The following is a 6,981-nucleotide window of genomic DNA, read 5'->3' as shown; positions in this document are numbered from 1 at the left end:
CGGCAGCACCAACCGACGACAAGCGATCATCCAACACGTCGGGAAGATCAAGGATGACCCAACAGTCACGGAGCCTCGAGGACCGAAAGGTTAAACAACAAGCTCAGGGGGCGGTGAATCGGGTGGGTCCGTCCGGCGCCGCGATGACGGCAGCGACGACGTTTCGAATGCGGGTGGAGTCCGCGATGACCTGGGCGATGACGGCGACGATGGCAGTGCGGATGCTGCTGGTTCGGACCGTCGAGTGTCATGTCGAGCCACACAGATACGGACGTCGATCGCCGGCGGTTCTCACCGCGCACGGCGACTCTTCAACGCTGGCAACGGGACTGGGAGCGCTGGTCCGCGGGAACTGAGGCGGCGGCCGGCCTGCGCCGCTGGGCGGCCGATCCCGTGCTCGCCACGTACTGCGCGTCGGTTGCCGAACTGCTCGCCGCGTGCGGGCGGGACCGGGCGATCGCGGTACCGGTCGCCGATGGGCGTCTGGCGGCGCTGATCGCCTACGCCCGGGCGGGGGACCGGGCGGCGGCGCGGGTCGTGCTGGAGCGGGTGATGCCCGCGTTGACGATGCGCGCCGCCGAGCGGGCCCGGCGCGCGGGCGGCGCCACGGTGCCCGGGGCGACGGTGCAGGGTTCGGCGTTCGGTGAGGTGCTGACCGAGCTGGTCGGTGAGGCCTGGCTGGTGATCGGCACGTTTCCGTTGGACCGGCGTCCCCGGAAGATCGCTGTGAACGTGGTGCGGGACGCCGTCTATCGGGTGTTCGGGTATCGGCCGTTGACGGAGCGGTCCACCGTCTACCTGGATCTCCTGCCGGACGTGCCGGTGGGGTTGGACGGACGGCCGGCTGGCGGATGGCCGCGGGGCGGGTCGTGCACGGAGCTGCTCGGGGTGCTGGCCGACGGCCGTGACGGCGGGGTCCGGCCGGCGCAGCTGCGGCTGCTGGCTGAGCTGGCGATCGTCGGGCGTAGTCAGGCGCAGGTCGCCGCGCGGGTGGGGATCAGCGATCGCGGGGTGCGGCTGCGCCGGGACGCGGCCGTCCGTGCGGTGCAGGCCGCGGTCCTCCCCATGCCCCGCCAGGCCCCTACGGAGGGCACCGCCAGGCCCGCGGAGCCTGCCGCAGTCGTGTCTGTGCGCAGGTCGGCATGATCAATCCAAATGAGCCGGCTGGCGGGCTTCTGGTGAATCCCAAGGTGTTGCTGCTCCTCGCCGCGATGATGCCGCTGGCAGGCGGGGTGTGGGTGGGCGCGCAGATCGCGGCGTTGCTGTTCGGTGCGCATGAGCCGATGTCGGTCGGGCTGGGCTCGGCGCTGGTGGCGGTGCCGCTTCTCGCCCTGCATCCGGGGGATCCGGCTCTGGCCTGGCCCGAGGACCAGGCGTTTCTGCTACCGGGACCGACGGCGTACTGGGTCGCCACCGCGATGCCGATCACCGTAGCGCTTCTGCTGGGCGCGGTGCTGTTCTGGCTGTTGCAGGGTGAGGTCGGGGTTGCCCGCCGGCGTCGGATGGGGCTGGATCCCGAGGCGCGGTTCGCGCGGCTGTGGGAGATCGCCCCGATGTGGGTGCGCCGGCCGGTGGGCGGTCGGGTGATCCTCGGCCGGGCCCGCCGCGGACCCGTCACCCGGCTGCTCGCCACCGAGGACGCCTCCCTGCCGGTGGACGACGCGGTGCCGCGGCTGCTGCGCCGCTATGTCGCCCGCCGGCGCGGAGATCGGGGTGCGGTGCTGGTCATCGGCCCCACCCGCTGTGGGAAGACCGCGGCGTTGGCGGTGCCGGCGATCCTGGAATGGGACGGTCCGCTGATCGCCCTGTCGGTGAAGACCGATCTGCTGGGCGCGACGATGCGCCGGCGGCGGGCGCTCGGGGAGGTGCGGGTCTTCGACCCGACGGGCATCACGGGCGAGGTGTCGGCGACGTGGTCGCCGTTGGCGGAGTCCACCGATCTGGCGGGGGCGCGGCTGGCGGCCCGGTCGATCGCGAACAGCACGGACTGGACCTCGTCCGGGTCGGACATGGGTTTCTGGACCGCCGCCGGCGAGGACCTCCTCGGCCTGCTGTTCTGGGTCGCGGCCACCGCCGGACTCGGCATGCACGCGGTGGTCGGGTGGACGACGAGCATGGACCGCGACGGGGTGATGCGTTTCGCTCAGGCGTTCGCCCGGCACGACGATCCGGTGATCCGAGCGAATGGCGAGCAGGTGCTGGCCGGCCTGACCGCGGTGTGGAAGACCGACCCCAAGCAGATCTCGTCGGTGTTCCTCGTCGCCCGCCAGATGATCCGGCCGTGGCAGGAACCGTCGGTGTGGCACTCCGCCGACGGCTCCGACATCGACCTCGACTGGCTCCTCGACGAAGATCCAGACCTCCCCTTCGACCCCTTCACCGACTCCGACGACGATCCGTTCGCCGACGACAATCCCGCCACAGACGACGAGTCGATCGACGACGAAGATCACCCTGTCGACGACGAGGCGGCCTTCGACGACGATCCGTTCGCCGAGGACGTCGGTGACGCCGCGCCGCTCGGTGACGGGGCGCGGCGGCGGCGCTCGAACACGGTGTACCTGTGCGCGGACCTCGACGGCGCGGAGCGTCTGGCGCCGGTGCTCGGGGGGCTGGTCGACGATCTGATCCGCTCGGTGTACGCCCGGGTCGGTGCGACGGGTAAGCCGCTGGATCCGCCGCTGCTCGTGGTCATCGACGAGGCCGGGAACTGGCCGATGAAGAACCTGCCCGGCCGGATCTCGACGTGTGCGGGCATGGGCATTCAGCTGATGCTCGTCTACCAGAGCAAGGCGCAAATCGACGCGGCCTACGGCAACAAGGCCGACGTGATCGTGTCCAACGCACTCACGAAGATCTTCTTCTCCGGGCTGTCGGACAAGTCGACCCTGGACTATGCGGCGTCGCTGCTCGGGCAGGAGCACATTGCCGCGCGCAGCGTGTCCAGCGATGCCGCGCCAGGTGGTGGACGCCAAGGGGTCAGCGACGCCCCGACCAGGTTGGAGCTGCTGCCGGCGCATCTGCTGCGCCAGGTGGCTCCGGGCCAGGCGCTGCTGCTGCACAACACGCTTCCCCCAGTGCATCTGTACGGCCGCTACTGGTTCCGGGACCGGGCACTGCGCGCTCTGGCCGCTGGCGAACCGAGGCCCGCCCCGCCCGCGGTCCGAGCCGCACGCCCGCACGCGCGCCACCGGTTCGGCCCGGCGGTCCGCTGGCTCCGGGGCTGGCGGCGTGATCCCGATGGAGCCGGCGAATGATCGCCACCGAGGATCCGCCCCACACCACCACCCCGCGAACCGCATCCGGGTCCCGGCGTCGGACTCCCGTCGTCCGCCGCGCCGATCTCACCCGCCCCGAGAAGGTCTCCGCTGCGCCCCGGATCCGGATCGGCGCGTCCGGGGTGTCGCGCACCGCTGACGGCAGCGGCGGCGTCGACCAGCAGGTCGCTGTGCTTGAGACGCCGTCGGGGGCGTGGCTGATCGGGGCCGACCCATGGACCCGGCTGTGCGTCGCCGTCCACCGCCCGGCAGGGCCGGACGCGCAGGCGCTGTTCACCGTCCCGGCCTACACGGTGACCGCCGCGTCCAGCTGGGAGCTGGAGCCCCAGGTCGGGATGGCGCTCGGCGACGACATCCATGAGGCCCTGCGTCTGGCGGCCGTCGTCGTGCCGCTGGGCGCGGCGGTGGCAGGCGTCCTCGTCGCGGCGCGCGGAACCGACTGGCCAGAGTTGGACGAGGGCCGGGTTCCCCGCGGATCGGATCTGGTGCGAATACCCGGTCCCGGTGGCCCGGTCACCTATGCCGAATCGTTGGCGCGGTCGCGGCTGCTGCTGCGCTGGGAGCAGACGGGTCTCGAGGATTCTTCCGACGTCTACCGGCTGGACGTCCTCGCGTTCGGCCAGGACGTTCACGAGGGCCGCCGCGACCTCACCTACCGGCTGTCGCTGAACAACCGGGTGCTGGTGGCCGGGAATGACATCGAGGTTCCCGCGGACCTCGTGGTGCGCAGCAGCGACACGATCCGGGGCCTGATCACGATGCTGACCAGTCTCCACGCCGATGCGCCGCCGGCCGTCGCACAGCAGGTCCTTCTTCAGCGCCGTGACGAGTTGCTGAGCCTGGTCGCGGAGAATCCCGGGCCGTTTCGCGGCGACGAACGCGTCGAGGTGCGTCTGCCCGACGGACGGACTCTCGCTGGCACGGTCGCTGCGGCTATCCGGGGCGCGGATCGGGATGTGCGGTCCTACCAGTGGAATCCCGACCGGGCGTCGCTGCCCGGCAGCCTGTTCGGACCGCGCGGGGTCCTGCGCGGCGGCATTGTCAGTCCCGCCGCAGCGGTGCGAGCCAGTCTTCTGCCTGATCCCGACGTCGACGTCGACCTGCCCGTGCCCGTGCCTGTGCCGGCTCCCGCACCGGCACGGGCATTGCCGGATGTGCCGTCCCAGGCGCCGTCGATCCAGCCGGGCCTCGATGCCGGTCCGATGGGAGTCGGTGGATGACGGCCCCCATTCCCGGGGACCCGCGCGGCTCCTACCCGTACTTCGCCGATCCGGCGCCGGCGCTGATCACCGTGCCGGCCGGCTGGTGGCGGCTTCTGGCGACCAGGGGAGCCGGCGGCGCCCGCACCGTCACGGCCCAGCTGGTGCGCTGGCCCGCTGAGGACGGCCCGCCCCCTCTCATCGTCACCGCCGCCCGACCGAGTCTTGCCGGCCTCGAGCAGACCCTGGGCTTCCCGCTCCCGCAGGCCGTCGGTGCGACGCTCGCCTCGTCACCGCCGCGCAACGATCTGGTGCTCCCCGGGCCGTTCGGGGGCTGGCAGGTCGCGCAGGCACAGTTGCTCCTCGACATCGGCCTGGATCGGAACGAACGGCCGTGGCGGGCCAGCCGCGTCGACCTGGCCGGCCACGAGCCGGCCACCTACGGTCGCCTGCTGCACGTCGACCCGCCGCTTCGGACCTGGCAGCACGATTCCTACCGGGTCGACATCGTCAGCGCCGCCCGTGGCCACGGCAGCGGACACACCCTGACCTACCGGGTCTGCGTGGGCGGGGACGTCCTCTTCGCCGGACGCGACGCCATGATCCCGGGGGAGTGGGATCCCAGGTCGGACGACGCGGTCCGCGCGGTCATCGACCGGGTCATCGACGGGCCGTGGGACCACGGCGAGGTGTCCGTGGCGCAGCAGAGCTTCCTGGACGTCAACCGGGAACGTCTCGCGCTGCGCGCTCTGCGGCTGACCCCGCCGTATTCGGGGGGCGCCCGGGTTCAGGTCGACATCCCGGGCGGGATGACCGCGATCGGAACGGTCCGCGGGCCGGCCGTGCGGGGCGGTCGGACGGCCGGCTACCTGTGGCGCCCGGACGTCGCCGACCTACCCGGCCATCCCGGCTACCGGCGCCCCGACTACGTGCTGTACGCCGACGCCGCGCGGGTCCGCGACACGCTGGCGGCGAAGGACACCGCGGTCGACGGACCGGACGGTCCGGTGGTCCTCACCTTCGGCGCGACCATCGCCACCGTCGACGACCCCCGCTTCGAGCGTGGAAAGGTCCTGCGCGCGGTCGACGACGGGGGCCGGCTCGCCTACGACATCCAGCCGGACGACGATCCGCGTGCCTGCTACCGGCTGGACGCCGGCGATGTGATCCCGCTGACCGGTACCGCCTGGCCGACCATCGACCGGCTGCTCCAGGCACGTGACGCCGACCGTGTGCCGTTGATCCCCGGCGAAATCCTGATCGCGGTCCGGGAGATCGCCGTGATGCCCGACGCCGACCCGCCGGTAGCGGGTGCGCTCGTCCGGGAGGCACTGCTGTCACCGGACCGGGTCCTGGATCCCGACGCCCCCCTCTGGCCCGCCCACTCGGCCTTCTCCGAGATCCCGCAGGCCGTGGACTTCCTCGGCCTGCCACCCGCCGCGGATGCCACCGGCCCGCCCGAGATCCCGTTCCCCCGTCTTCCGGAACCTCCCGAGGAGCCGGGGTTCGGACCGATGGGCATGGACCTGTGACCGTGCCCCCGCCGGGGCCTTCCCCGGACCCGCCGTCACCGTCACCGCCCGGCCCTGACCGCGGCGCCGGTCCCGGGACTGCACCCTCCGACGAGGGACCACCTGACGCCTCGGCCGGTCCGTCGCCGCCCGCTTACGGTGCCCCCACTGCGGCCGGGCCCCGGATGGTCGACCTTGCCGGGCCGCGGCTCAAGGTCGCTCGGCTGCACCCCAGTGGGCTGCTGCTGGACCTTCCGTTCACTCCGCCGCCGGGATCCGCGGTCTATGTGGCCACGTTCTGGCCTGAGCCGATCGCGCCCAACGGCTGGTCGTTCGTCCAATGGGAACGCGGCCCGCACGGCCGCGGCCTGCAGCTACCGCAGATCGTCGACCTCGGCGACGTCATCGGGTTCCGCGCTGTCACCCGACCTCAGCTCGCAGGCGTCCCGCCGTCGACCGCCCGCCCAAGCCCGCCACAGCCACAGCCACAGCCCACGGTCCACGTCATCGAGTGGTGGGGCTACCTGCATGCCGTCGAACGCGGCGCGCTGGTCCTGCACGGCCCGCATCCCACTCTGCCCGCCGCCTACGCCGCCGCGCAGTACTCCCTCGCCGCCCAGGTCTGGGCCCCCGAAGCTGCCGGCCCGACCGTCCGTCGCCCGGCCGGCGGCCCAGATGCGCATCCGTTCCGGGACCAGGCCTGGCGGGAACCCGCGCAACCCCCCGCCTCGGTGTCGGTGGCCTGGCACGGCGACACCGCCACGGTCAGCGATCCCCGCTTCGGCTGGCTGCACGTCGACGCCGACGACCTCGCCGCAGCACTCACGCTGCGCTCCGACGATCTCGTCCGCGCGCTGCGACCGCTGGTCCGCGGGATCGACGGCACCGAACCACCGGTCACCCTCGCGGCCCTCGCCGCTCTCCACCTGCCCGATCTTCCGAATATCCACGCTGCTACCCCGCCGCCTGGCCCGCCCCCGACTGGGCCACCGC

The 6,981-nt window shown here is 72.6% G+C and carries 5 protein-coding genes; all 5 read left to right on the top strand.

Translation table 11 applies throughout. From position 1 onward, the window contains the following. Window positions 1-249: 249 nt before the first annotated feature. Window positions 250-1,146 (top strand): hypothetical protein, encoded by an 897-nt coding sequence (locus NBZ83_RS28530; RefSeq protein ID WP_261576173.1) that lies wholly within the window; start codon window positions 250-252, stop codon window positions 1,144-1,146. Continuing rightward, window positions 1,143-3,257, top strand: a complete 2,115-nt coding sequence (locus NBZ83_RS28525; protein ID WP_261576172.1) for a type IV secretory system conjugative DNA transfer family protein — start codon at window positions 1,143-1,145, stop codon at window positions 3,255-3,257. The genes NBZ83_RS28530 and NBZ83_RS28525 overlap by 4 nt, the downstream gene beginning before the upstream one ends. After that, on the top strand, window positions 3,254-4,498 hold the full coding sequence (locus NBZ83_RS28520; protein ID WP_261576171.1) for a hypothetical protein: 1,245 nt from the start codon (window positions 3,254-3,256) through the stop codon (window positions 4,496-4,498). The genes NBZ83_RS28525 and NBZ83_RS28520 overlap by 4 nt, the downstream gene beginning before the upstream one ends. After that, complete coding sequence (locus tag NBZ83_RS28515) at window positions 4,495-6,009, top strand: hypothetical protein (protein ID WP_261576170.1); 1,515 nt, start codon at window positions 4,495-4,497, stop codon at window positions 6,007-6,009. The genes NBZ83_RS28520 and NBZ83_RS28515 overlap by 4 nt, the downstream gene beginning before the upstream one ends. Before the next feature lie 164 nt (window positions 6,010-6,173). Beyond that, on the top strand, window positions 6,174-6,981 hold an 808-nt coding region (locus NBZ83_RS28510; RefSeq protein WP_261576169.1), incomplete at its 3' end, for a hypothetical protein.

The sequence above is a fragment of the Frankia gtarii genome (genome assembly GCF_025403375.1).
Taxonomy (GTDB): domain Bacteria; phylum Actinomycetota; class Actinomycetes; order Frankiales; family Frankiaceae; genus Frankia; species Frankia gtarii.
Note: the sequence above shows the minus strand (reverse complement) of the source record. Positions and strands in the feature narration are given on the sequence as shown.